At 62.5% G+C, this 25,305-nt stretch carries 20 protein-coding genes and 2 pseudogenes; 7 read left to right on the top strand and 15 right to left on the bottom strand.

What is annotated here, in order from left to right; genetic code table 11:
• The first annotated feature begins 5 nt into the window (after nucleotides 1-5).
• A pseudogene (locus tag LDP01_RS19710) lies at nucleotides 6-2,580 on the top strand (ATP-dependent DNA ligase).
• 80 nt (nucleotides 2,581-2,660) lie between these two features.
• Here LDP01_RS19710 and LDP01_RS19705 read toward each other — a convergent pair.
• Both LDP01_RS19705 and LDP01_RS19700 read right to left on the bottom strand, forming a co-directional pair.
• Nucleotides 2,661-2,921 carry a hypothetical protein gene (locus tag LDP01_RS19705; protein ID WP_224094768.1) on the bottom strand — a complete coding sequence of 87 codons (261 nt, stop codon included), beginning with the start codon at nucleotides 2,919-2,921 and terminating at the stop codon, nucleotides 2,661-2,663.
• 88 nt (nucleotides 2,922-3,009) lie between these two features.
• On the bottom strand, nucleotides 3,010-3,258 hold the full coding sequence (locus LDP01_RS19700) for a hypothetical protein (RefSeq protein WP_224094766.1): 249 nt from the start codon (nucleotides 3,256-3,258) through the stop codon (nucleotides 3,010-3,012).
• 240 nt (nucleotides 3,259-3,498) lie between these two features.
• On the opposite strand from LDP01_RS19700, the gene LDP01_RS19695 reads away from it, so the two are divergent.
• Both LDP01_RS19695 and LDP01_RS19690 read left to right on the top strand, forming a co-directional pair.
• Nucleotides 3,499-4,296, top strand: a complete 798-nt coding sequence (locus LDP01_RS19695; protein WP_224094764.1) for a putative protein N(5)-glutamine methyltransferase — start codon at nucleotides 3,499-3,501, stop codon at nucleotides 4,294-4,296.
• 270 nt (nucleotides 4,297-4,566) lie between these two features.
• On the top strand, nucleotides 4,567-6,186 hold the full coding sequence (locus LDP01_RS19690; RefSeq protein WP_224094762.1) for an MFS transporter: 1,620 nt from the start codon (nucleotides 4,567-4,569) through the stop codon (nucleotides 6,184-6,186).
• A gap of 225 nt (nucleotides 6,187-6,411) precedes the next feature.
• Here the strand turns inward: LDP01_RS19690 and LDP01_RS19685 are convergent, their stop codons facing one another.
• On the bottom strand, nucleotides 6,412-7,827 hold the full coding sequence (locus LDP01_RS19685) for an aminotransferase-like domain-containing protein (RefSeq protein ID WP_224094760.1): 1,416 nt from the start codon (nucleotides 7,825-7,827) through the stop codon (nucleotides 6,412-6,414).
• On the opposite strand from LDP01_RS19685, the gene LDP01_RS19680 reads away from it, so the two are divergent.
• Together LDP01_RS19680 and LDP01_RS19675 are read left to right on the top strand one after the other, a co-directional pair.
• Nucleotides 7,826-8,758, top strand: coding sequence for a DMT family transporter (locus LDP01_RS19680; RefSeq protein ID WP_224094758.1), 933 nt, complete (start codon nucleotides 7,826-7,828; stop codon nucleotides 8,756-8,758). The genes LDP01_RS19685 and LDP01_RS19680 overlap by 2 nt on opposite strands.
• Before the next feature lie 32 nt (nucleotides 8,759-8,790).
• Nucleotides 8,791-9,192, top strand: a complete 402-nt coding sequence (locus LDP01_RS19675; protein WP_224094756.1) for a VOC family protein — start codon at nucleotides 8,791-8,793, stop codon at nucleotides 9,190-9,192.
• Between the two features lie 3 nt (nucleotides 9,193-9,195).
• Here the strand turns inward: LDP01_RS19675 and LDP01_RS19670 are convergent, their stop codons facing one another.
• The 3 genes from LDP01_RS19670 to LDP01_RS19660 are packed head-to-tail and all read right to left on the bottom strand — an operon-like array spanning nucleotide 9,196 to nucleotide 11,207.
• Nucleotides 9,196-9,711 carry a GNAT family N-acetyltransferase gene (locus LDP01_RS19670; RefSeq protein ID WP_224094754.1) on the bottom strand — a complete coding sequence of 172 codons (516 nt, stop codon included), beginning with the start codon at nucleotides 9,709-9,711 and terminating at the stop codon, nucleotides 9,196-9,198.
• Nucleotides 9,708-10,175 (bottom strand): SRPBCC family protein, encoded by a 468-nt coding sequence (locus LDP01_RS19665; RefSeq protein ID WP_224094752.1) that lies wholly within the window; start codon nucleotides 10,173-10,175, stop codon nucleotides 9,708-9,710. The genes LDP01_RS19670 and LDP01_RS19665 overlap by 4 nt, the downstream gene beginning before the upstream one ends.
• 45 nt (nucleotides 10,176-10,220) lie before the next feature.
• Nucleotides 10,221-11,207, bottom strand: a complete 987-nt coding sequence (locus tag LDP01_RS19660; protein ID WP_224094750.1) for an aldo/keto reductase — start codon at nucleotides 11,205-11,207, stop codon at nucleotides 10,221-10,223.
• A 212-nt stretch (nucleotides 11,208-11,419) separates the two neighbouring features.
• On the opposite strand from LDP01_RS19660, the gene LDP01_RS19655 reads away from it, so the two are divergent.
• Nucleotides 11,420-12,496: an FUSC family protein gene (locus LDP01_RS19655; RefSeq protein ID WP_527249111.1), complete on the top strand. Its 1,077-nt coding sequence runs from the start codon at nucleotides 11,420-11,422 to the stop codon at nucleotides 12,494-12,496.
• On the opposite strand, the gene LDP01_RS19650 is transcribed toward LDP01_RS19655, so the two are convergent.
• The 5 genes from LDP01_RS19650 to LDP01_RS19635 all read right to left on the bottom strand — a co-directional run bounded on the left by LDP01_RS19650 (nucleotide 12,459) and on the right by LDP01_RS19635 (nucleotide 18,640).
• Nucleotides 12,459-13,238, bottom strand: a complete 780-nt coding sequence (locus LDP01_RS19650; protein WP_224094748.1) for an SDR family NAD(P)-dependent oxidoreductase — start codon at nucleotides 13,236-13,238, stop codon at nucleotides 12,459-12,461. The two genes, LDP01_RS19655 and LDP01_RS19650, sit on opposite strands and share 38 nt — an antisense overlap.
• A 39-nt stretch (nucleotides 13,239-13,277) precedes the next feature.
• The gene (locus LDP01_RS23565) at nucleotides 13,278-13,817 is read right to left on the bottom strand and encodes a class C sortase (protein ID WP_276573614.1); all 540 of its coding nucleotides are present in this window, start codon (nucleotides 13,815-13,817) and stop codon (nucleotides 13,278-13,280) included.
• Nucleotides 13,720-14,220, bottom strand: coding sequence for a hypothetical protein (locus tag LDP01_RS23560; protein ID WP_276573613.1), 501 nt, complete (start codon nucleotides 14,218-14,220; stop codon nucleotides 13,720-13,722). The genes LDP01_RS23565 and LDP01_RS23560 overlap by 98 nt, the downstream gene beginning before the upstream one ends.
• A 153-nt stretch (nucleotides 14,221-14,373) precedes the next feature.
• Nucleotides 14,374-15,855 (bottom strand): SpaH/EbpB family LPXTG-anchored major pilin, encoded by a 1,482-nt coding sequence (locus LDP01_RS19640; protein WP_224094746.1) that lies wholly within the window; start codon nucleotides 15,853-15,855, stop codon nucleotides 14,374-14,376.
• A gap of 139 nt (nucleotides 15,856-15,994) precedes the next feature.
• A complete protein-coding gene (locus tag LDP01_RS19635; protein WP_224094744.1) occupies nucleotides 15,995-18,640 on the bottom strand; it encodes a CLIPPER-2 domain-containing protein in 2,646 nt (881 codons plus the stop codon).
• 459 nt (nucleotides 18,641-19,099) lie between these two features.
• On the opposite strand from LDP01_RS19635, the gene LDP01_RS19630 reads away from it, so the two are divergent.
• Entirely contained in the window at nucleotides 19,100-19,687 is a 588-nt protein-coding gene (locus tag LDP01_RS19630) for a hypothetical protein (RefSeq protein WP_224094742.1), read from the top strand.
• A gap of 183 nt (nucleotides 19,688-19,870) precedes the next feature.
• Here the strand turns inward: LDP01_RS19630 and LDP01_RS19625 are convergent.
• From LDP01_RS19625 to LDP01_RS19610, 4 genes and pseudogenes are all read right to left on the bottom strand, one after another.
• Nucleotides 19,871-21,713, bottom strand: a pseudogene (locus LDP01_RS19625) (IucA/IucC family protein).
• Complete coding sequence (locus LDP01_RS19620) at nucleotides 21,710-22,300, bottom strand: GNAT family N-acetyltransferase (protein WP_224094740.1); 591 nt, start codon at nucleotides 22,298-22,300, stop codon at nucleotides 21,710-21,712. Before LDP01_RS19620 ends, LDP01_RS19625 begins: the two are co-directional and overlap by 4 nt.
• Nucleotides 22,297-23,640, bottom strand: coding sequence for a lysine N(6)-hydroxylase/L-ornithine N(5)-oxygenase family protein (locus LDP01_RS19615; RefSeq protein ID WP_224094738.1), 1,344 nt, complete (start codon nucleotides 23,638-23,640; stop codon nucleotides 22,297-22,299). Before LDP01_RS19615 ends, LDP01_RS19620 begins: the two co-directional genes overlap by 4 nt.
• Nucleotides 23,637-25,199, bottom strand: coding sequence for a pyridoxal phosphate-dependent decarboxylase family protein (locus LDP01_RS19610; protein ID WP_275964968.1), 1,563 nt, complete (start codon nucleotides 25,197-25,199; stop codon nucleotides 23,637-23,639). The genes LDP01_RS19615 and LDP01_RS19610 overlap by 4 nt, the downstream gene beginning before the upstream one ends.
• Between the last annotated feature and the right edge of the window lie 106 nt (nucleotides 25,200-25,305).

Raw genomic sequence — 25,305 nt, 5'->3', positions numbered from 1 at the left:
AAGAGGTGGCAGGCAAGCAACAGGAGCGGGTGAACGTGGAAGGCCACGAGCTGACCCTCACCAACCTGGGCAAGATCATCTACCCCGAGACCGGGACAACCAAGGCCGAAGTCCTGGAATACTATGCCGCAGTCGCGCCTTTCCTCATTCCTGCCGCCGCCAACAGGCCCGTCACACGCAAGCGCTGGGTCAACGGGGTGGGCACTGCCGAGCACCCCGGACAGGTGTTCTTTCAGAAGAACCTCGAAGACTCCGCGCCCAAGTGGATCCCCCGCACGGCCATCCAGCACTCGGACCACACCAACGTCTACCCCATGGTCAACAACCTCGCCACGCTCACATGGATGGCACAGATAGCATCCCTGGAGATCCACGTCCCCCAATGGCAGGTTGACGCCGAGGGTAATCCGCTCCGGCCCGACCGCTTCGTCCTGGATCTTGACCCCGGTCCCGGCGCAGGCCTGCCTGAGTGCGTTGAAGTGGCCAAACTTGCCCGCTCCATCCTGCAGGACATGGGCATGGAACCTGTGCCAGTGACCAGCGGCAGCAAAGGAATCCATCTATATACCGGGCTGGAGGGGACCCTGAAGTCCGAGCAAGTATCCGCCTTCGCCCATGAGCTGGCGCGTGCCCTTGAGTCCGACCATCCCGAGCTGGTGGTCAGCGACATGAAGAAATCCCTCCGCCACGGCAAAGTGTTGGTGGACTGGAGCCAGAACAGCGGGAACAAGACCACCATCGTCCCTTACTCACTCCGCGGTAAAGCCCACCCAACGGTCGCGGCGCCGCGCACGTGGCGCGAACTCTCCTCGAGCACCCTGGACCATCTTGATTACACGGCGGTGATGAAGCGGGTCAAGACCGGCAAGGACCACTTCGCCCCTATCTCGTCACGGCATCTCCCGCCGCACGGAGAGTATACGGATGACGACGACGGTGCCGGAACCCGCAGCGGTTCGGCAACCCGCAGCGGTTCGGCCGGTTCCCGCGAGCGCGTGGTGACCGTGGAGAACCGTCTCGCCAAATATGTGGGGATGCGCGATCCGGAGAAGACCCCGGAGCCGTTCCCGGCGTCGTCGGCTGCTTCTGCCTCGGCGACGCCGGGAGGATCTTCCTCTGACCAGCCGAAGCCCGGCGACCCTGCACCGCCCGGCGGGATCTTCGTCATCCAGGAGCACCATGCCCGCCGCTACCACCTGGATCTGCGGCTGGAGCACAACGGCGTACTTGCGTCGTGGGCTTTGCCGCGCGGCGTTCCGGAGACGCCCGACCGGAACAACCTTGCCGTGCATACGGAAGACCATCCGATGGAATACGCGGACTTCGCTGGCGTCATTCCCAAAGGTGAATATGGTGCAGGGACCATGACTATTTGGGACCGTGGCGAGTACACGTGCGAGAAATGGCGGGACGGCAAGGAAGTGATCGCAACGCTAACGGGCCAGCCAGGAGGTGGACTGCACGGGACCAAACGTCTGGCACTGATCAATACGGGCGACCGTTGGCTTATCCACTTGATGAAGGACCAACCCGGAGGACGGCTTCGGAAGGGCACTGCCAGTTCTCCCAACAAGGTCGCCCCCGTCGCGGCATCGAGGCCAGCCGCTCCCCAGCCAATGCCGAACTACACTCCCATGCTTGCCACGTCCGGCACCGTCGCCGACCTTCGCGGCGAGGACTGGCTGTACGAACTGAAATGGGACGGAATCCGCGCCATCATCACCGGCACCGAGGGCAGGATCCGTCTCATGAGCCGCAACGGCAACGATCTCACTGCCACCTACCCCGAACTAACAGACCGATCATGCTGGCCCGACGGCGATTTCGTGGCCGACGGTGAAATCGTGGCACTTGGAAAGGGTTCGCGGCCTGATTTTGGCCGTCTGCAGCTCCGGATGAACCTGGTGAAGACCGCTGACATCGAACGAGCCCGCGCTTCGGTCCCGGTGCAGCTCATGCTCTTTGATTTGTTGTACGACGGCGGCACGGATCTGAGCCGGCTTCCTTTCCGTGAGCGTCGGGAGCGGCTTGCCGCGTTTGCCGGGGGCTTGCGCACGGGCTGCCCGCTTCACCTTTCGGCGGTGTTGGACCACGACGTCGACGACCTCATGGCAAGCGCGGCTGAACTCGGCTTGGAAGGGGTGATGGCGAAGAAAGCAGATAGCCGCTACGTGGTAGGCAGGCGCAGCCGCTCGTGGATCAAACTCAAGCTGGAGCAGAGCCAGGAAGTGGTTGTTGGTGGCTGGCGACCCGGCGCAGGTGCCCGGAATGGGACCTTTGGCTCGTTGCTGTTGGGCATTCCGCAGGGCGGGAAGTTGCATTACGTGGGCCGGGTGGGCACCGGGTTCAAGGAGTGGCAGCTGAGGGATGTCATGGAGAAACTGGAGCCCCGCCTGATACCCGATTCCCCGTTCGCCGATATCCCGCGCGAGGATGCTGCAGGTGCCCGTTGGGTAGATCCGGAGCTGGTAGCCGAAGTGACCTTCGGAGAATGGACCGGCCCCGGGCAGGCTACGGCATCCCGTGTGGCGTGGGTGGCGTCCTGACAAGTCCCCGGAAGACGTAAGCCCGCCCAACTAGGTCGCATTTGAGCGCGTTTTGAGAGCCCTAAACGCGCTGTGCTGCTACCTAGTTGGGCTGGCTGGGTTGGGTGGCTACGCTCAGGAGGAGTGCGGCATCTGCGGGCGGCTGGTCCGGTGGATCGCCGTCACGGCCGCACCCTGGCCCATTCGTCCGTGGGCTTGGTCGCGGTCCTTCGGGTGCCGGCGTTTGCCGCTACCGTCCGGCCAGTGCTGCTCCTGGTCCAAACCCAGGGTTACGTCGATAGTTGCCGGCTCAGGCATGGGAGCCATGTCCATGGCCTCCACCAAGTGGCTGGCAACCTCGGGATCGATGTTTTCACCTTGATGCTTTGCAGTCATGGTTCTTCCTTTCCACAGTGAAACGAAGGAATTTCAATACTAGGTGGGCCGTCGATGGTTGTCTGCAGGATTTATCTGCATCCAGGAATCACCAACGGACCTTCTTTTCCGTCTTGGCCTGCTTGCCGCTGGTGGACGTGGGCTTATGGCCCTTGCCCGTGCTTTGCCAGCCAGCAGGAGCGCCGCCGCCGGACTTGCTGGCGAGCATTGCCTTCTGGGCATCGGTCAGTTTGGACTTGATGCCGCCGGAGGCGGACTTCGGACTTCCCGATGCCGCGGGCTCATTTCCCGATACTGCGGGCTCAGGGGTGTTGTTTTCGGAAGGATTGGCAGTCATAAAAGTGGACTCCTCTTCAGGTGTGAGTCCTGGAGAAGCACCAAACCATGGCGTTGCGGTTCGAGAAAATAGCGTCGACAACGGGAACGGCATGGAGGCAGGGCCTCAACAGGCGTGGATTTTTGTCAGGTGAAACTCGGCTGTGCCGCTGCGGGCAGATGCCGGTCTACTCAAAAATCAGTGTTCCCATGCGTCATACCCTAACCAAGAATCGCCGCTTTTGTGAACCCCTCGGCTAGCATGGCACCCGTGACCTGGAGAATGTCCGTCGCCACCACCCTCCGCCATGCCGGATGCGTCTTCGCGGAGGACGAAGCGCAACTCCTCATTGAGGCCGCCACGAGTCCGGACCATTTGGACTACATGGTGGACCAGCGCGTCAGGGGAAGGCCCTTGGAACACATCCTCGGTTGGGTGGACTTCTGCGGGAGCCGCATGGTTGTTGAACCCGGTGTATTCGTTCCACGGCGTCGCACGGAGTTCCTGGTGCGCCAGGCGGCGAAATTCGCACCGCCAGGTGGTGTCGTCGTCGATCTTTGCTGTGGCTCGGGGGCGATCGGTGCGGCACTCAGCGATCTTCTGGGGAGCTGCGAGCTGTACGCCGCTGACATTGATCCGGCCGCGGTGGGCTGCGCGCGCAAGAACGTGGAGCCCCGTGGCGGGCGCGTTTTCCAAGGCGATCTATACGACGCCCTCCCCCGCCAGCTCCGGGGACGTGTGGACGTGGTGCTCGCCAATGCGCCGTACGTCCCCACGGGTTCCATCGGAATGATGCCGCCTGAGGCGCGCTTCCACGAACCGATGATGGCGCTCGACGGCGGTACTGACGGTTTGGATGTCCAGCGCCGGGTTGCGCGGCACGCTGCTGAGTGGTTGTTGCCCGGAGGTTGCCTCCTGATTGAAACCTCGGAAGACCAGGCGTCCGAAACTGCCAGGATCATGGAGGCGGGCGGGCTGGGTGCACGGGTGCTCGTTGACAAGGAATTGGATGCAACGCTGGTGCTTGGAACCGCTCCTGCGCCCGGAGGCAATCCGTAAGCTTTTGCGTCCCATTACGCCTCATCTGGTGGGCTTGGCTAAACAATTTGGTAACAACGTGCCCGGGAGGGCAAAAATGGCCGGCTTCCGCGCCATTGCAGGGCAAAAGCAGGTAATGAGATGCAACACAGCTAGGCAATTTGCATCCCAAAACGGCCCAAAAATCGGATCTCAACTGGGGTTTGGGCGGCAAACCCCGTAAAATTGAACACCTGCCCAGAGCGGGGCAGCAGAAGTCGCAAGCAAATGACCTCCCTAGGAGAAGCCCAAATGCCCATAGACCAAAGCAAGATCGTCTCTCCGGATGGCGCAAGGAACGTCATCGGAAACACGGAAGCAGCCCACACCCCGGCCGCTTCCACCACTGTTAAGAACGCTAAGAAAACGAAGCTCCTCACGAAGCGCCGGTTGAAGGAATCCGACGTGAACGTTGTGGACCAGCCGATGCTGAAGAAAGCACTCGGCGGCACGATCGTCGGCAACACCATGGAATGGTACGACGTCGGCGTGTTCGGCTACCTCATTACCACCATGGGCCCCGTCTTCCTCCCGGAAGCGGACAAGTCCGTCCAGACACTCTTCCTTCTCGGCACCTTCGCCGCAACCTTTATCGCCCGCCCGCTTGGCGGCGTCGTATTTGGTTGGCTCGGCGACAAAGTGGGCCGCCAGAAGGTGCTCGCAGCAACACTGATGCTGATGGCGGCAAGCACTTTCGCCGTCGGGCTTTTGCCCGGCTATGCGCAGATCGGCATCTGGGCCGCCGCGCTGCTGGTAATCCTCAAGCTCGTCCAGGGCTTCTCCACCGGCGGTGAATACGCCGGAGCCACAACCTTCGTGAGCGAATATGCCCCGGACAAGCGCCGCGGCTTCTTCGCCAGCTTCCTGGACATGGGCAGCTACATCGGCTTCGCCCTCGGCGCCGCGCTTGTTTCAGTCCTGCAGCTCACGCTCGGACAGGCAGCCATGGAGGAATGGGGCTGGAGGCTTCCGTTCCTGATCGCCGGCCCCCTCGGCCTGATCGCTGTGTACTTCCGTAGCAAGATCGAGGAATCCCCGCAGTTCCAGGCCACCTTGGACGCCCAGGAAGCCATCGCCAAGGACGCCGCGGCACAAGATGCCAACGTCGCCAAGGGCCCGGTTGGCATCATCAAGGCCTACTGGCGCCAGATCGTGCTGGCAATGATCCTCGCAGCGGCGGCCAACACTGTTGGCTACGCCCTGACCTCATACATGCCTACATACCTCACGGATTCCAAGGGCTACGATCCCGTTCATGGCACCCTGTTGACCATCCCGGTCCTGGTGATCATGGCACTGTGTATCCCGCTTACCGGTAAGTTGTCCGACCGCATCGGCCGCCGTCCAGTGCTGTGGATCGGCGCGGGCAGCACCATCGTGTTCTCCGTTCCTGCCTTCATGCTGATCGGCATCGGCGATATCTGGTCGACACTGGCAGGCCTTGCCCTGATCGCATTCCCTGTGACGTTCTACATCGCCAACCTGGCCTCGGCCCTCCCGGCACTGTTCCCGACGTCCAGCCGCTACGGCGGAATGGGTATCGCCTACAACTTCTCGGTGGCCATCTTCGGAGGAACCACCCCGTTCATCGTGCAGGGCCTCATTGAGGATACCGGCGACGACATGATGCCTGCCTACTACTTGATGGCAACGTCCATCGTGGGTGCGATCGCCATCTACTTCCTGCGTGAATCAGCCCAACGTCCGCTGCCCGGCTCCATGCCCAGCGTGGACACTACGGCCGAGGCCCGCGAACTCGTAGCAACACAGGACACCAACCCGCTCATCAACCTGGACGAGATGCCGTTCGACGGCCAGCCAATTGATGATGACGTGTTCGGCCGCCGGGACAAGGATCTGGCTCCCGCCTAGGGAACACTTGCCTGCAACTTCTGAGCAGCGCTTTCCGATAGTTCGCGGCCCCGCCGCCCACAGTAGCCACCAACGCCAAGGCGCTCTCCTTGGGTTGGTGGCTACTGCTGTTAGGACGCGTTCATGCCGCCAACCCCGTTCCCAGACCGCTCCCGCGTTGTTGCCCAACAACGTAAAAGCGGCCGGGCAACTTAATAGCGGCCCGCCAACGGGACTCGGCATCGGTCAGGATCCGAGCAACCCCTTAACAGCCATGCCAATAATCCGCGCGCCCTCCGGAAATCCGCCAGGATTGGGGCCGGCGTAGTTGAGCCGTATGTACGGGCCTTCAGGCTCCGCAGGGAACCACTCCGTTCCCGCGGCAATGAGGACCCCGGCCGCTTCGCAATCCTTGGTGAGCTGATCGACGTCGAACCCGTCCGGCATCCGCAGCCACAGGTTCAAGCCGCCTTTGGGCAGATGGCTGAGGTGCGCCTCTGGCACGTGATCGCGGAGGCTGGTGACCAGCAGATCGCGGCGCGACTGCAGCTGATGGCCCAGGCCTCGAAGGTGCGTTTGCCAGCCGGGCTGAGTGACGACGTCGAGCGCTGCAGCCTGGAGCAGCCCGCTGACGTACATCGACTCCGCGGCCTGCGCGCCCATGATGCGTTCCCGCGCGGGCCCACGGGCGATAATCGCTGCCACGCGGATGGACGGCGAGACGCTTTTGGTCAGCGAGCGGATGTACACCACGTGGCCGGAATCGTCCCGGGCGGCGAGCGGGACGGACTGTGCGGTGATGCCAAAGTCATGGGCCCAGTCGTCCTCCACAAGGAAGGCGCCGTGCTGCCGCACAATCCTGAGGACCTCCTCGCACCGCTCGGGTGACCATTGGGCACCCGTGGGGTTGGCAAAGTTGGGCTGGGCATAGAACATCCGGGCTCCCGACTCCTCGAAAGCCCTCCCCAGCTCCTCAGGATCCGGCCCCTCAGGACCGGACGGCACCGGAATGACCCGAACGCCTGCTTGGCCACCGGCCAGCAGCGCCCCCCAATAACTGGGCGACTCCACCAGCAGTGGCCGGCCGTGTCCCACCAGCCCGCGAAAAATCGAGCTAAGTCCGCTCTGGCTCCCGGGAAGCACGACGACGTCGCTCGGCTGGGGCGGCGTGACGCCAACCGGCGTTGAGGTGCTGAGCTCGTGGGCGAACCAGGATTGCAGTTCGGGAAGCCCCTGCGCGGGTGGCCGCGACAGCGCAGCGTCCCCGCGGGCAGCCCTGGTTAGCGCGGCCCGGACGAGCCGTTCCGGCAGGAGTTCCCGGTCCGGATAGCCGGAGTGGAATGCGATGACGTCGTTCGAAGCGCTGCGCATGGCGCCAGAATTAAGCAGGCGCGGCGTTTGCGCGGCCCGGAGCGCCGCTGTCTGCCAGCCATAATCGGACGGCCTGGCGGTGCGGTATGCCCGCACGAAGGTGCCAACGCCGGGGCGGCTTTCTATGAGGCCTTGGGCAGTGAGGGTCCTCAACGCCTTCTGCACCGTCACCGGACTTGCCTGGTATTCGGCCACGAGTTGACGGGTGGATGGCAGTTTGGCTCCCGGCGCGGCCCCTGCGATCCATTCCTTTACTCGCGAGACAATCCGGGAACTGCTATCGTTATTCATGAGTCACAATAGTAGCGCTACTACACTTTCAAGGCCAGTGGTATCCAGGCGGACGTCGACCGGCATCTGGTGGGGCCTTCTTGGCGTTGTCGCATTCTCGTTCACGGTGCCCTTCACCCGGGTTGCCGTTGAAGGCCTATCTCCGCTGTTCATTGGGGCAGGCAGGGCCGTTGTTGCGGCCATTCTTGCAGCACTGGCCTTGGGCCTGACCCGCCAACGCTTTCCGCAGGGCTTCCAGTGGGTTCGACTGATTGTGGTGGCCGGTGGCATCGTTGCGGGCTTCCCCTTGCTGACAACGTTCGCACTGACATCCACCACCGCAAGCCACGGAGCCATCGTCATCGCGCTACTGCCTGCGGCCACGGCAACGGTAGCGGTGATCCGGGGCCGTGAACGTCCGCGGCTCCTGTTCTGGGTCCTGACCGCCATAGGTGTTATCGCCGCGCTGGTTTTCGCGCTGGTTCAGTCCGGCGGTTTCGGTCAGCTTCATTGGGCCGACCTGCTGCTCCTCGGCGCCGTGATTGCGGCAGCAATAGGCTATGCAGAAGGAGGTCTGCTGGCGCGCGAACTCGGCCCGTGGCAGACAATCTCGTGGGCGCTGGTTGTCGCCTCTCCTGTCATGCTGCTGCTGACGGTCCTTTCACTGGGATCGGGAGCGCCCTCTGCTACGCCAGTTCAGTGGTTGTCCTTCGCTTACCTGGGAGTTGTGAGCATGTTCCTCGGATTCTTCGCCTGGTACCACGGCCTGGCGATCGGACCCATGGCACAGGTCAGCCAGATCCAACTGGTCCAACCGGTCATGACCATCGCGTGGGCAAGCCTGCTTTTGGGAGAGTCGATGACGTGGACCACCGCTGTTGGCGGGCTCGCCGTGATCCTCTGTGCAGGCGCCGCTGTCCGCGTACGGCTCAAGCCGCCGTCGAATCCCTGACGCTGCCACGCCAAGTCTCGTAGACTCGGCGCATGCCTGACGCAACTGTGGGTTCGATCCATCACCTTGAGATCTGGGTGCCGCACCTTGAACGAGCCCGGGAGGAGTGGGGCTGGCTCTTAGGCGAGCTTGGTTACAAGCCTTTCCAGGAGTGGCCCACTGGCTACAGCTGGAAGCTCAATGGCACGTACGTGGTGGTGGAAGGCACGGATGCCATCACCGGAACGGCCCACCGGCGCACTGATCCCGGGCTCAATCATGTGGCCTTCCATGCCGGCACCCGGGAAAATGTGGACCGGATCCGCGCGCTCGGTGCCGACGCCGGGTGGTACGAGATGTTCGAGTCGAAGTACCCGCACGCCGGCGGTCCGGACCACTACGCGGCGTATTTGATCAACACTGACAGTTATGAAGTTGAGTTGGTGGCTGAATAGTAGCTACGTCGGCGGAACCACAGGACGCCACATGGCGACCCGAGGCCAACGCGTCAGCCCCAACTCAGCTTCGTGCTCCATGAGCCTGGCCAGCTCAGGACCCCAGCTGCCGGCGTCGAGCGTTTGGAACCCCAACCTCCGGTAGTACGGCGCATTCCACGGCACGTCGCGAAAGGTGCTCAGGGTCTGGCGATGCATGCCATGCCCCCTTGCCCACACCCTTGCCGCATGCAGCAGTTCGCGGCCGAGTCCTTGATGCGCTTGATCCGGGTGCACGCTAACTTGCTCCACGTGCGCGTTGCCATCAACAATGTCCGTCAATAGATACGCCAAGGGGTAGTCCAGCCCATCAACCCACACCCAGGCACGCCCGGCACCTACGTAGACGTTCATCTCGTCCAAGGAGAAGGGTTCGTCGTCCGCGATCTGATCCATGCCCAGTCCCCGAAAGGCTTCCCCCGCAGCCCGTTCGATGTCCTGCAAACGCGGGAGATCGTCTGTTCGAGCTAGCCGGATCACCGTTTATCCAGTGCGGGTGGTGCCTGTCCTACGAGGAACCCATTGCGGGTTTCGATCAAGTCCTGCAGGTATCTGGCCAGAACCAGCTTTTCCAGCAGGCGGCCCAGCGGCCCGAACGGGGCAGCGAACTCCACGGTGTCCACCATCAGCGTCCCGCTGCCGTCCTGCCGGAACTCATGGGTGTGGCGGAGGTACTTGAACGGGCCCCGCACCTGCTCGTCAGTGAACGACGCCGGTGCGTCCATATGCGTGATGCGGCTGGTCATGCGGAAACGGACTCCGAGGTGCCACGCCTGCCAGGTGACCTGCTCGCCTTCGGAGATCAGGCCTGTGGTGACGCCGCCTATGGCCTTTTCCCTGCTTTTGGTCATCGACCCCACATGGGCGTCGATGTTTCGGGAGAGGTCGAACAACTCCTGCGGTGACATGGCGGAGCGGGTTCGGCAGACGAAAGCTACGGGCATACCTTGATCTTCCCAGACTCTGCCGGGCAGCGCTCAGTGTTGCTGTCACCTTCCCACGAGGCCCATGTGTTGATCGTTGTAGCGGTTGCCCTGCACCCCGATCCGGCTGGCCATGGCATCCAGATCGGCAACTTCATCAGCGGATAGCGCAACCTTGGTTGCGTCAGCATTCTCATCAAGTCGTTCCCGACGCCGTGTGCCCGGGATCGGGACGATCCGTGGCTGCTGCGCGTGAAGCCAAGCCAGCGCGATCTGACCGGGTGATGCACCTTTCGAGGCGGCGAGTTCGGCCACATGATCCACCAGTGCCTGGTTGGCCGCCCGGTTTTCTGCGGTGAATCGAGGGATAGTGCCTCGGACGTCACCCGGCGAAAATTGGGTGGACGGATCCACAGTGCCCGTGAGGAATCCCTTGCCGAGTGGGCTGAACGGGACAAAGCCGATGCCGAGTTCCGCGAGGGCGGGCAGCACCTCCGGTTCCGGATCCCGTGTCCACAACGAATATTCACTCTGGACAGCGGTCACGGGAAAGACCGCGTGGGCCGCGCGAATAGTGCTGGCGGATGCCTCGGACAGGCCGAAGTGGCGTACTTTACCGGCCTGGACCAGCTCACCCACAGCTCCCGCGACGTCCTCGATGGGCACGTTGGGATCAACACGGTGCTGATAAAAGAGGTCCAGGGTTTCCACCCCAAGCCTGCGGAGCGACTCGTCCGCCACACGTTTGATCCGTTCAGGAGAACTGTCCAGCCCAACGGACTTGCCGTCTTCGATCCGCCAGCCGAATTTCGTGGCAATGACTACCTGGTCCTTGATAGGAGCAAGCGCCTCGCCGACGAGTTCCTCGTTGACGAACGGCCCGTACACCTCGGCCGTGTCAAAGAAATTGATTCCGATCTCCACTGCTTCGCGGAGCACCTTGATCATCGCCGCCCGGTCCCCCGGATTTGGGCCGTAGCTTTGGGACATGCCCATGCAGCCAAGCCCGATGGCGGAGACCTCCAGGCCTTGCCCAAGTGTCCGTGTGTGCATGATGCCTCCCTTTGCTTCGAATAACTCGATTGATCCAGTCAACAACCTTCCCAAGCCATTTGGGAGGCACTGACGTAAGGGGTACTGCCAGTGCCTTGCTACGGGTTGTGACCGGGCTTGTGGCGGGCCAGCATGGCCTCCTGATACTTTTCGATACTGATAGTTCACCCATAAGCCTTGAATGATTGGTGGTGTTTTCCCTGCCCGCATTCATGGCGCATGCCCGGGAGCTCCACAGGCTGGGGCCGCCAAACAACGACCGCCTGTCGGCGGTTCGGGTGGCCCTCAGTGTCGCAGTTCCGGGGCTGGTCCTGATTCTCGTGGGCCGTCCGGACCTCATGATGTATGCGGTGTTCGGCGCGCTCACCGGAATGTACGGACGCAACGAAACCCACCAACTGCGGCTCAAACACCAAGCCCAAGCCGCACTTGTTCTGGTTGGCGGGCTCACGATCGGCACGCTTCTTTCCGTCAATCACATCCATTCCTGGTGGCTGGTGCTGGTGGCGACGCTCTTTGCCGGCGCAGGTTCCTTATATGCAGACGCAGTGCGTCTTAAACCGATCGGGCCTTTCTTCGGCATCCTCGCCCTGGGGGCGTGCGCGTCGGTCCCCACCAGCGTTCCGTTCCTGACGGCGGTGCTGATCGGTGCAGCTTCGGCGGCGTTCTCGATTCTGGTCGGATTCGCTGGCTGGCTTCGGCACCGAAGGTGGGAGCCGGGCGCTGCCCGCGATGTCCCCGTCCTCCGCGGACCCTTACGGCAATCTGCCCTTGTTCATGCGGCCCGCTACACTCTCGCTGTCAGTGCTGCCGGCGCTTGTGGCGTTCTGAGTGGGAGCGGCCATCCGCATTGGGCCATGGCCGCAGCAGCCGTACCCTTGGCAGGTGCGGACCTCCCGAGCCGCGTTCACCGAGGCATCCACCGCATCGTGGGAACGTTCCTCGGGTTGGCGGTGGTCGCCGTCGTACTTTTCCCAAGTCCGTTGTCACCGCTGCAGTATTTCCCCGGCCATGCTGCCATCGTCCTGGCCATTGTGGTGGTCCTTTGCCAGTTCCCCACTGAGCTGTTCATGGCGCGGCACTACGGCTGGGCCTTGGTGTTCTTCACGCCCGTGGTCCTGCTCATCGCCCAACTGGCGTCGCCCATGGATCCGGGTGTGCTGGTGATGGAGCGGGCCGTCGAGACGTTTGTCGGAGCGGTGGTTGGAATCGCGGTAGCGGTGCTGGTCAGGGCACCAGTGGTTGCGGCTCCTAGGGCTGCAGGGGCCGGCGCGGCGGGCCGGAGGTAAGCTTCGCCGGCAAGATACGCGCAAAGAAGCTAACCACTTTGTATCGACGCGTCGGGATGGAAACAGCCTTGCCCGCGGCGTTGTCCTCCAGCCCTTCCCGCACCACGCGCTCGGCGGTGAGCCACAGGAATCTCGGCGCCACGGACTTATCCATGCCCATGCGGTCGTGGAATTCTGTGTGCGTGAAACCAGGGCACACCGCTGTGACCTGCACGCCGGACTTCACATATGCAATATTCGCCCAACGGCTGAACGTCACCTGCCAGGCTTTGGCCGCCGAGTAGGTGCCCCTGTTGGCGAAGGCTGCGACGCTGGCAACGTTGATGATCCGGCCCTTGCCACGTGCCAGCATGACTTCCAGCGCCGCGTGGCACAGCTCCATCGGTGTCTGAACGTGAAGGCGTAGGTGCCGCCTTTCTTCCTCCACATCGTTCTGCTCGAACGACTTCAAGAGTCCGATTCCGGCGTTGTTGACCAGGACATCCACGGGTCGCGCCGCGTCCCGCAAGCGGTCAGCCACCAAGGAAACCCCGACGTCGGTAGTCAGGTCGGCGGACAGAACCTCCGCCGAGATACTAAAGTCGCGTTCGAACTCCTCAGCCTTTTCCTTGAGGCGTTCTTCATCGCGGGCTACCAGGACGAGGTGGTGTCCGGCTTCGGCGAGCTGGCGCGCGAATTCCGCACCGAGCCCGGCCGTGGCACCGGTGACCAGGGCGGTGAGTTCATTGGCTCGAGTCGTCATGCGCCTAGACTATGCGCTGAACGCTCCCGGCGCTGCTGTCTATTCGTCAAAGAGCCAGTGCTCTTCGCCAGAGGGCCCGTGCTCTTCGTCAGAGGGCCGCCTGCGTGGCTTGGTGGCGATGATGGCGAGGGCTATCGAACCGGTGATGCCGAGAATCCACCAGGGGAATCCGGGGTCTGTTGTAGTGGACGGCAGAGTGCGGGGTCCGTCAGCGCTGGTGGGGGCTGTGGTTCGTTCGCCCCGAACCAGGAGTCTGTGGCTGTTGATGCCTTTGGGGGTGCAGGTAATGAGTGTGAGGTAATCCTTGCCCTCGACTTTGCGCAGGGCCTCGGTTTGGTCGGGCAGGACCGTGAGGATTTGGTCGACCTTGTAGTAGATGGTCTCGTCGAGCACGTTGATGCTGAAAACATCGCCTTCATGAACTTTGTCCAAGTCGTCGAAAAGGGTGGCATTGACGAATCCTGAGTGGGCACTCAAGACACTATGAGTGCCTTCGCCGCCCACTGGCAGCGCGGACCCGAAGAGGTGGCCGGCACCTTTGGAGAGAGTGTCCTCGTCCGTACCGTGGAAGATGGGCAAATCTGCGTGGATGGAGGGAATGCTGATGCGGCCCATCATTCCTCCAGGGCCCCACAGCCAACATCTTCTTGTACGCCTCGGAGCCGGCACCAATGGTGGTTTGCTCGCCGGCTTCGTTCAAGGAGTAAGGGTCCCGGAGGGGCCCTGAGGGCAGTTCTTCATTGAACTCCCGGGCCTGGTCCAGGAGGGACTTCTTCGCGGAAGGGTTCATGGTCTGGACAGAGTCCACGTACCCGCTGATCTCGGTGGCATGGACGCGATCCGAGAACCAGGCTGCCGCCGTGGGATAAAGCAGGATCCCGACGCCCATCACCGCGACCACCACGATCAGGAGCCGTTGCCGGCTCCAGGGTCCGGTCAGATACCGGAGTCCACGACGGGTGCGGGTTGGGGCGTGTGTCATCAAGATTCCTGTAGCTGGGGTGAGTCGATTGGAACAGTGCAGCAGTCATGGAGACTGCAGAAGGGAATGCAAGTGGGGAAGAGCGCCTGGTTGGCGTTCTTCCCCACTTGGGGTTGCTGCGGGGGCCGCGGTAGCGGCGCCCTGCAGTGGGTGTTAGTTGTTGTTGGTGCGGCGGTTGCGGACGAGCATCAGGGCTGCGCCGGCGACGAGGAGGGCTCCTGCTGCGTAGAGGATGCCGGTTCCGACGCCACCGGTCAGCGGCAGTTCAAAGCCGCTGTTGGAGGGGATGTTCTTGACTTGCAGGTCGATCCCGACGCCGGTGGTGGTGCTGTTGATCAGGAAGGACACCGGCTCGGCGAGCAGTTCGTAGCCTGCCGGGGCGGTGGTTTCCACGAGGTAGTAGGTGCGGTAGTCCGGGGTTCCGGGTGCCACGGCTGCGCCGTTGGCCCAGGCCGAGTAGCGCAGGCCCGAGATCGTCAGGGTGCCGTCCGCGGCGACGGTGAAGACGCTCTGGCCGTTGAGGTCTACCGGGTTCGTTCCGGCTTTCGCGTCGGCTTCGTTGGTGTAGACGGAGAACGCGGCACCGGCAAGGGCTGCACCGTTCTCGTTGACCTTCTGCAGGGTCATTTCGCCCCACTTGGTCACGACCGGGGGTGTGACGACCGGGCCGCCGGGCTGGCCCGGGGCGATGGTGAAGCTGGCAGCGTTGGGGTAAACGAGGGCTTCGTTTTCGATTTCACCGATGGTGTTGACCTTGGTGTTGACCATGACCTGCACGCGGGTGTCGGTGTGGGCTGCCAGTTTGGCAAGACCGGCGGGGGTGAAGATGACCGAGACGGTGTTGTTCGCGGCGTCGAAGTTCACGGTGTAGTCCGTGCCCGCGGTCAGGGGTGTGCCGTCAGCGAGGGTCGCGGACGCGCCGATGTAGGTCAGTTTCTGGTCCAGGACGTCCACGATCTTGTAGCCATCGATGACGGCTTCGTTCGGGATGTCACCGGTGATGGTGAAGTCGATCTGGTCCCCGAGCTTCACGTCCGGGGCGTCCGTGACGGTCTTTTCAGCACCGGCGACGGAGTTCTTCGGGTAGACGTGGACGTCGTAGATCCAGTTGTCGTTGTTATCCGGGTCCGTCAACGGCACGGAGACCAGGAACGGGGCCGAGGGTGTCACACCGGCCGGGTAGTTCGTTTCCGTCACCAGGTACAGGCCCACCGGCAAGGCGGTGAACGCTGCGGTGCCGGCAGCGTCGGTGGTCTTCACCTGGGCGGCACCCAGGGTGTACCCGGCGCCGGTGATCGAACCGTTGGGATCGGCCGGGGCGAAGACGCTGGAGAGGTTGTGCGCGGCGTCCCAGCCGGCGTTGGTGGACAGGTCAATGGTGTTGACCTGCTCAATGGTGAACTCGATACCGGCCAACGGTGTCAGACCGGTCGTGTCCACGGACGTGCCGTTGTTCGGCAGGCCCGTCGGGGTGGAGGGACGTTCGAACTTATGGACCGTGATGGAACCGGTCGTGTCCCCGTCAACCAGGGGCGCAGCCGAAGCCGGGGCCACGGAGAAGGACATCGCCAACACCGCCCCGGCAATCGTGGCGGCGGCGGTCTTCCAAAGCCGCCCGGTGTGGTGATTACTCACAGTGTTTTCCTCTTTCATCGTGATGGTTCTTCCTACAGGTGGTACTCGGAGATGGACATGCACCGCCCCGCCCCGCAACACGCACAAGGCCAGGAGGGAACTCTTCTTTAGGTGGTGACCGGCTCGTCCCGGCTCTTCTTTAGGTAATGGACTCGTGCCGGGTGGTCGTGGATTCCTGCCGGGTAGTAGCGGACTCGCGGCGGCGGTTGGCGGCCAGGGCCAGTGCGAGGGCGGCCAGCAACAGGGCCGATCCTGCGGTAGTGAAGGGCCACCAGCCGATGCCGCCGGACTCGGGCAGCTCCAGGGCCGGCACGTCCCGGACCGTGAGCAGGAAGATCCCGTCACCATCGGCGTCGGTACTGGTCACCACCCCACCCGCGGAGCCTTGACCCGTAGAGCCTTGTCCGAGGGTCACGGTGCCGTTGGTGGCGATGGTGAATTTCACCGGTTCGGCCAGGAGGTTGAAGCCGGCCGGGGCGGTGGTTTCTTCAAGCCAGTACGTTCCGGGCTGGATTCCTTCGAGTTGGAACCGGCCTGTTTGCCCGGCCACGGCGGTGATGGCGGGGCTGGCCAGCACGGCACCGGGGGTGCCGGCGTTATCGACGTGCACCGCCCAGGTGGAGCCGGCCATCGGCACCCAGGTCCCGCCGGAGGACTCGCCGATCTTCTCGATCAGGACCTTCGCCGGGGTGTGATGGGTGGTGGTGCAGTCAGGGCCGGGCGCCCCGGAAGAGGGTGCGCAGGTCTGCGGTGGTGTGGTGGTGGAGGTGCCCGTCACGACGTTGACGAGTTGTTCGTTCCACGCCCCGGCCTTGACCAGCACACTGTACGTCAGGGTGGCCGTCTGACCGGCCGGCAGCGTGAACGCCGCCGTGGTCAGCACCGTGGAGGGCGGTACGGGGTTGGGCACCGGTACGGGTGCTCCGGTGCCGATGACCAGGGTCGCTGACCCGGACACGAACGTCGCGTCATCCAGGACCTCTGCCAGGTTGTCCTTCAGCACCACCCCGGTGATGGTGCCGCTGATACTGGACGCCGTCACCGTGTACACGATGGTCTGGCCAGGGCTCACGGACTGGTTTGCGGGAACGGACCCGTTGACCGTGGCGCTCTTCTTGATCTTCCACGCAGCCGGCGCGGTGACCTGCGCATCATCGGTTGCCGAAACAGGCAACCCCAGGGGCGGGTTCCCGGTGACCTTCGCCGTGTTGGTCACCAACCCCGTGGTCACATCCGAGGCCGTGACCACATACGTTGCGGTCGCCGTCACGGACTGCCCCGGCAAAAGGATCCCCGGAAGACCAGGCCAGGCATACGACAAAGCCGACATGGTGCCCGTTCCGGAGAACAGGGTTTCGGTGATCACCACCGAGGTCAGCGTCACATTGCCCGTGTTCTTCGCCACGAACGTATACGTGGCGGTCTCACCGGCCACCAGGGTGGTCTTGTCCACCGTCTTCACCAGCGTGATCGCAGGAGCGGACGCCGGAGCGATCGTGAAGATGTAGTCTTCCACCTCGCCGGAATTCGAGGCACCGATCGGGACCTGGATCTGGCTGGCGGTGTAGCCGATCCGGAACCGCGCATACGTTGTCCCAGCGGTGACCCCGGCAGGGACTGTCCAGGTAAGTGTTGCGGTCGTGGCACCGGCCACGAACGTGGCGCAGGCGCGCTCCGCGGTGTTATTGAACAGGCCGTCCTTGTTCAAGTCAATCCAGCCACAGGTCGTTCCGGTTTTGCTGGCCCCGCTGATCGCCACGGTGGTTGAGTAGCTGGTAGCACCTTGCGTCATGGGCGCCAGAGCCACGCCGTCGTCCATCAGGTCCTGGGCCGCCGTCGCACCCGCATTCGGCGACGCGGTGCCGTTGGCGACCTGAGCGTTATCCTCAGTCACGTTCGCCCCAAGGGTCACATCCGAAAGAACAGCCCTTGCGGCATTGTTTTGATCGTAGGAAGCAGGCGCGTCACCGAAATCCTGCGGAACGGTCATCGCCATCAGAAAGTTGTCGGCGTTATGGCCCGAGTCCTGTGGGTCGTTGATCGTGTTGGGCGGCATAGTGCTGGTGGTTTGGGTGAAGATGGCGCTGATGTTGAACGTCAGGGACGTGACAATGCCGTTGATCCGGACGGAGCCGCACGCTGCCGTAGCCTCTGCGTCATGCTGAGGAGGCGTGCCACCGTTAACATTCGTGTCGCAGCGAATGCCAGTGTTGTCGTTAGTGGCAGTGATCGTATTTCCCACTACCGCCAGGTTTCCACCGGAAAGCCGGGTCATGGACAAACCTGTCGTTGCCATGTCCAGCACGACGTGGAATTCGGACTGTTGGTCGATCGTGCCGTCTTTGCCAATATCAAGCCATGAGGTGGCCCCGATTCCTGCAACGTTGAGCACAGGATTCCTAACTGGCTGGCTGAACGCGATCGTGACAGTCCCCAAGCCGCTACAAGGACCAGTTGCTGCGCAATTGTTGATTGCGTTGGTGGCGAATTCGACAGCTGGCGACCCGGCTGGGATTGCCGGTGAAAAGTCGCTCGCGACATAGCCTCGACTATCCATCGTTGTCCGGCCCACGAGGTCGGTTAGCCCCGATTGGTCGTAGGTCGCGGTCAGGCCCGACCCCGGCATCGTCAAAGTGGCGTCACCGCCAGTGATGTTCGCCGGGCTGGTCGCTATCTCATAGGCCTGAGCCGGTGCAGTCAGGCCGAGCGCCACCACTGAAAGTGCCCCGAGGACCACCATCAACGCGGCAACGAACGCCGTAATCTTCCCTAGCGGATACTTCAAGGGGTTCCTTCCAAAGAACAGTGACCGGCCGACCCCACAGCCGACGAGCAAAACGTTGAAGCAACGGAGGCCTCCCACTTGCGTCCTTCAAGGTGGATCTCCAGTCAATGAGTGCGGGGTGGGAAAAATTCGTGTCGCAGAAAACGAAAACTTTTTGAGAGGCAGCTCTCGGGGTCTCACAGGAAGATGGTGGCCAAGGCCCGGACTGCGCACGGAACGATGCCGAGCGAGACCAATGTCCAGTATTTGGACCAAATTGCGTCACGACTTCCACATCCCCGGCACTCATTGGACATGGAAGATCAACTCGCTCACTTGAGAATCGAAAGCAGATCCTTACAGCTCCGTGGGCGCTGGCGCCAACGTAGTGAGCAATCCGGATGGCTATTTCCCGGTGACTGGCTTGTTCCTGAAGTCGAGGACATGCTAAGGGCCCAAGCGGAGGGTGGCGAGCTGCAAATGTCTGCCAAAAACCTTGGGGCGTCCCGCGCCTATCACGGCGTTGGAGTCCGCGAAACCATGCAGGACCTCAGTGCCTTTTTTGAAGCGGCAGGTGTGCCTGCTGATGACGACTCCATGCGGGATCTCGTCGAGGGTTGGGCGACGGAAAATGAACGTCTTGAGCCGTTCTCCTGCACCGACGTCTTTACCGGGCTTGCCACCATGGCGCACTTCGAACGGCTGATTCATGAAATATCGCTCGGCAGCAGCGCCCGGCGGAGAAGCCACACGATAGCAACCCTGCACCTCGGCTGGTCTGAAGGCGGCAAGCTGCTTAACTGGGAAATGTTGGCCGAAATGGGACACATATGCCGAGGCGAATTAACGGCGGTCGACGCCACTGCGGCCTACCATCGCGGAAGCATTCACACCATGATGACCCGCAAGCGGGAGAGTTACGAGGCATTGTTCCGCTGTCTGCAACGCATCGACGCACTACACCTGGGCGGTGGGCGGCGCACGCTCGTGGAATTCCTGGATCTTCCCACCTCGCCGGCTGAGTGCGAGCGGGCAATCGCAGGCCTCCGATATAGACGGGCAGCCTGACAAAGGAAATGCCACGGAATAAGGAAATGCTGTGAAGCCGCGTCCTTTTCCGCAACACGATTCAGCGGCAACCAGTACTACATAGGCGTGGCTGCTGCCTGGGGTCGGATCAGGCAGCCAGTCACGAGGAGGCGCCACCGGATGAAGCAATCTTTCCCGGTGGCGCCTCCGCCAATTTTCCGCCTAAGCGAACTTTGCCAGGGGGTTGGCCAGGCGGCCAGCCATCTGCAATCCCCCGGAGGGATCCGAGATATCGAGCATCTGTTGGTTGTTCCGCAACTGCAGCCGATTGAGGCAGGACAACTCGAAGTCCGCAGCGAACAGATCATGCATGGCGAACTGCTCCGCTAGTTCCGGATGGCGTTCCTGATATTCACGAACCACGGCAGCGGCAGTCCCCCAGAACTCGTCTTCCCGCAGCGTCCCGTCCTCCACAAGGATGGCCCCCAGGAAACGGAAGATGCAGTCGAACACGTCGGTGAAGATGGCGAGGACCATTTCTTCGGCAGGAATCTCGGCCTTGACGCGGGAGACTTCCTCGGGCAACTCGAGCCGGTCTCCCATCACCACGATTTCCTCGGCGATATCCTTCATGATCGCGCGGACGGGTGCACCGCCTTCCAGGATCAGGATGACATTCTCGCCGTGAGGCATGAACGCGAGCTCATACTCGTAGAGACAGTGGATCAACGGAACGAGGTAGGCCTCAAAGTAGCGACGCAGCCAATCCGTCGGAGCCAACCCGGAGCGCTGAATCAAGGCTGAGGCCACCGAGGCACCGGAGGGATCCACGTGCAACAAGGACGCCATGGTGGCCAACTGCTGGCCGTCTTCAAGCAACGGAAGGGGACTTTCCCTCCACAGAGCCGAGAGCATCTTCGGGTAAGGCGAGCCCTTGGCCGAAGCAGCCTCGTAATAGCGGTTGTGGTATCCAATGGCCGCCCTTTCACGGATCATGGCCAGGCCCCGGTTCTGGAGCTCCTGGTCATTGCCGATCAATTGATGCAGCCAATCGTTGATCGCCGGCGTTGCCTTCATGTACTGGGGAGAAAGACCACGCATGAAGCCCATGTTCAGCACGGACATGGCCGTTTTGACGTACGCCTTCTCCGGTGAGGTGGTGTTGAAGAACGTACGGATGGACTGCTGCGCCTGGTAGGAGTCCTCGCCGCTGCCCAGGTTTACGATGTGGCGCTGGGCGATTTCTGCCGCGAACGTCACGGTGAGCTTGTTGTCCCATTGCCAGGGGTGCACCGGCATGAGCAGGTAGTCCTCAGGATCAAGGCCGGAAGCGGCAAGTTCCGCTTTGAACCATGACAGAGTTGCAGGTCCAAGTTCGGCCTCAAAGTGCGTCCGGTAATCCAAGCCTGCGCTGGACGTAAAGACGGCTCTGCTCCGATGCACAGCGATCCACTGAAGCTTCACCACAGCACCGGTTTCCGGCGCGAACGCATGATAATCGGCAATGCCGAAACCCAGCCGGCCGTTGTTGGCAACGAAGCACGGATGCCCCTCAGCCATACTGTGCTCGACCGCCTGAAAATCGGCCGCCCGGTCCGCGCCGCGGGTGATGCCCGCGGCCAACTCGGCAGAGCTAAAAGGCTTGCCCTGCTTGTAGGCGTGGCTGGCCAGTGTGCTGCTGATTTCCTCGAGGTAGACGGGCAGCATCTCCTGGCGAATGGCCAGTGCCTCGTGGAACTCGGTGATGAAGTCCAAGGCGTCCAGCGGCAGCTCCGCACCATCGCGCAGCCGGACGATCGACTCAACAGCCACGGACCAGTGTTCAAGCGCCAAGAACCGCGCACGGAAGCGGTACTCAACGGTGGCGTCGTCGCTGACCACCTTGTAGAGCCCGACGCCGCCGCCCTCCTCACAGATCAGCTCCGGCACCAGGATCCGCTCGTGGGAGAACTCGGCGATGGCTTTTCGGATCAAGTGCCTGTTGGCGACGGCCCCAGCGCTCCGGAGTCAGGTGGGATACAAGTTCGGCTGCCTCGTGGAGGGTCGCTTCAGCGGTAGTGGTCACAGGGAATCTCCTCTGGTCGCCGCGGCAGGCGCGGCCAGAATCGGGGTCAGGGTCGCGAGGAAATCCTCGCGCGTGCAGAAGCTCAGAAGCCCCTGCTTATGGTCTTCGGCAGGATCGACGGCGGGAAGGGTCACCAGGCCGTGCGGACGGAAGCCCACCTTCTCATTCAGCACATGGATCTTGTGGTTGCGGGCGTCAGGCTCCACGACGACCCGCTGGGTTGCGGGGTGGTCGAACAGTTCCGCCATGACGGACTGCAAGACGGCCGTGGTGTAACCGGGCTGCGGGTCGCCACCTGGTGGGGACACAAGGAGGTGCATACCCACATCACCGCTCTGGACCTCGTAGACGTCCGCCAACGGCGAGGACTCTGGACGGTACCGCTCCATCAGGAAGGCGGGCACGCCGTCGTCGAGTCCCAGTAACGCCTGGTGGTGACCCGATTCGGCGATCCGCGAGTACTCCTCCACAACGTCCTGCTCGGTGGCCGAAACCATGCCCCAGAAGCGTGCGTACTCCTGGCTTACCCAGCTGTGGAGGACCGGTGCGTCCGCTATGGGGTCGACTGGCCGGAATGTGAAGCTCATACAGCAGCCCCCGCGGCGTTCGGAACTGTTGAAGCAACTGGAGCCGGTGCGCCGAACTGCTGGAACGCGATGCTCCGCTCGATCGGGTAGACCTCGCGGCCGGTGATTTCCCGCAGGATGCAGGAATTGCGGTAAGCGGCCATGCCAAGGTCCGGCGTGACGAAACCGTGGGTGTGAAGCTCGGCGTTCTGGACGAAGATTTCGCCGGGTTCGACGCCGGTTCCATAGTTGCGCTCGACGTCGAAGCGGCCCTTGGCATCGCGGCGGATCCGATCCGGGATGCCGGCCAGGAAGGCGGGTTCCTTGTACGTATAGCCGGTGGCGAGAACAACGGCTTCGGACTCGAGGCTGTAATTGCGGCCGTGTTCCTCGTGGTGCAACTGCAGTGTGTGGGTGCCCGTGGCCGGGTCCCACTCAGCGGCTGTTAGCGATGAGTGCGTGTGCAGTTGCGTATCCACCATGCCGGAGAGGCTCTTGGTGTATAGGAGGTCGTAAATGTCGTCGATCAGGTCCGGGTTGATGCCCTTGTAGAGGTTCTTCTGATTCTTGATCAGGGAGTCACGCTGCTCCCCCGGCAACGAATGGAAGTAGTCCACGTACTCGGGCGAGGTCATCTCAAGCGTCAGCTTGGTGTACTCCAACGGGAAGAAGCGGCCCGAGCGGGTCACCCAGTTGAGCTGGTAGCCGCACACGTCGATTTCCTGAAGGAGTTCGTAGTAAAGCTCCGCGGCACTCTGGCCGCTACCGACGATGGTGATGCTGCGCTTGGACTGCAGCTCACTCTTCCTCAACAGGTACTCGGCGTTGTGAAGGACAAGTCCGCCGCCGTCCACAATCCCTGCACAGGAGTCCGGAATATACGGTGAGGTGCCGGTTCCCAGAACCAATTTGCGGGCGCGAAGCACCTCAGCGCCGTCCGGACCCTGCACCAAAAGGCGGTACACGCCGTCGTCGTACGCCACATTCAGCACATCCGTGCTAAAACGAACCGACTCAAGCTGGCCGGCCACCCATTGGCAGTACTGGTTGTATTCCGCCCGCAGCGGGTAGAAGTTTTCACGGATGTAGAAGCGGTACAAGCGTCCGGTCTGCTTCAGGAAGTTCAGGAACGAAAACGGCGACGTCGGATCGGCCAGAGTGACGAGGTCCGCCATGAACGGTACCTGCAGGTGGGCCGGCTCCAGCATCATGCCGGGGTGCCAGTCGAAGGACTTGCTGCGGTCAAGGAAAACGCAGTGGAGGTTGTCCACCGGCTCGCTCAGCGCGGCCAGGCCCAGATTGAAGGGCCCGACGCCGATGCCGGCGACGTCGTAAATCTTGCCGTTGTCTTGGGTGCTCATGCTGCAGCCTCCATGGTGCTCGCCAGCAGGTTGTCGCCCGTCCGGCGGATAAGTTCGATGATTTCCTGAATGTCCCTCAGGGAGGCTTCGGCGTTGAGGAGGGTGAATTTAAGGTAGTGGCGATCGGCCACCTTGGTGCCTGCAACAACGGCTTCGCCCGAAGCAAAGATCGCTGTGCGAATGGCCGGGTTGAGGACGTCTGCGGCATCCTCGTCCAAGATCACGCCGTTAACGGCCGGGCGGTAGCGGAACACCAAAGTGCTCAACTGGGGTGCGGCGGCGAGTTCGAACTCGGCGTCATCCACCAACAGGGCTCCAACGCGGCCAGCAAGGTCGATCGCTTCGTCGAACAACGCGCCGATCGCGTCGGCGCCCATGATGCGCAGGGTGAGCCAGAGCTTGAGGGCGTCGAAGCGCCGGGTGGTCTGGATGCTCTTGTCCACCTGGTTGGGGATTTCGGCCTTCGCGGCGCTCTCCGGGTTCAGGTAGTCGGCGTAGTAGGTGACGTGGCGCATCATTGAGCCGTTGCGGACCAGGACTGCGCTGGAGCTGACGGGCTGGAAGAAGGTTTTGTGGAAGTCGACGGTGACGGAGTCGGCCACGTGAATCCCGTCCAGGAGGTGGCGGTAGCGGCCGGAAACGATGAGGCCGCCACCGTAAGCAGCGTCCACGTGCAGCCAGGAATTATAGGCGCGCACCAACGCCGCCAGTTCGGAGAGAGGATCGACCGAGCCGAAGTCAGTGGTTCCAGCAGTAGCCACGACCGCCATCGGTACCAGGCCGGCGTCGTGCGCTTCCGCCAGAGCAGCCGCAAGTGCGGCGGGGTCCATTCGGTGGTCGGCAGCGGTGGGCACGGAGATCACCGCGTCGAAGCCAAGCCCGAGCATGGAAGCAGACTTCTGGATGCTGAAGTGACTGTCAACGGAGGTGAAGATCCGGAGTCGATCCAGCAGGTGCGGCAGGCGCGCGTCGCCGTTCGTGGCACGCAGCCTGGCCACGGCGTGATTGCGGGCGATCAGCAGAGCCTGGAAGTTGGACTGGCTCCCACCCGAGGTGAAGACACCATCGGCCGCGGCGTCAAAACCAATACGGCCGGCAGTCCAATCGATGAGGCGCCGCTCGATCATGGTGGCGCCGGCACTCTGGTCCCACGTGTCCATGGAGGAATTCACTGCCGAGAGCACGGCTTCACCAACCAGCGCGGGAATGACCACCGGGCAATTCAGGTGTGCCGCATAACGGGCATCGTGGAAGTAGATCGCGTCCTTGAGGTAGAGCCCGTCAAGCTCCTCAAGGGCAGCAGCCGTATCCGGCAGCGGACGTTCGAGGTCGACGGCACCAACCCGGGCCTTCAGTTCTGCATGCGCGACGCCGGTGAACGGACGGGCCGTTCGCTGGACTTTGGTGGAGACAGCGTTGACTCCCTGAAGAACCTGCGCCACATAGCTGGGTGAATTTCGAGCGTTGAACAGCTGGTTTGTGGCAGCGAGGGCCAGTTCCACCTTGGAGCCAAAGTCCTGCTCCTGAGCGATCCGCTCTTCGACACTTGGTGACGTCACGTCAGCTTCCTTCCATCATTGGGCGCTAGTTAGCAAAGGCAAGCCTTACTTAGGCTTGCCTTTTCGTCAAACTTTTGTGACCTATTTCGCCCAACGTACGTATTCT

It is taken from the genome of Arthrobacter sp. StoSoilB13 (assembly GCF_019977255.1).
In the GTDB taxonomy this organism is placed as follows: domain Bacteria; phylum Actinomycetota; class Actinomycetes; order Actinomycetales; family Micrococcaceae; genus Arthrobacter.
Note: the sequence above shows the minus strand (reverse complement) of the source record. Positions and strands in the feature narration are given on the sequence as shown.